The sequence below is a fragment of the Arthrobacter sp. 10T425 genome (assembly GCF_056393985.1).
Map to the genome: position 1 here is coordinate 1 of NZ_JBFTGZ010000144.1, position 324 is coordinate 324.

Genomic DNA, 324 nt, shown 5'->3' on the forward strand with positions numbered 1-324 from the left:
GCGTCTGCGCAACGGGCGTACTCCTGACAACCCCACCACACCCGCATACACGGGGCAGAGAAAGTTGTAGGTGCTCCTTAGAAAGGAGGTGATCCAGCCGCACCTTCCGGTACGGCTACCTTGTTACGACTTAGTCCCAATCGCCAGTCCCACCTTCGACAGCTCCCTCCCACAAGGGGTTAGGCCACCGGCTTCGGGTGTTACCAACTTTCGTGACTTGACGGGCGGTGTGTACAAGGCCCGGGAACGTATTCACCGCAGCGTTGCTGATCTGCGATTACTAGCGACTCCGACTTCATGGGGTCGAGTTGCAGACCCCAATCC

1 rRNA gene is annotated in these 324 nt (G+C 58.6%); it reads right to left on the bottom strand.

The window, feature by feature from the left end:
• Positions 1–81 precede the first annotated feature (81 nt).
• A 16S ribosomal RNA gene (locus AC1DDH_RS20920) occupies positions 82–324 on the bottom strand; the annotation flags it as partial.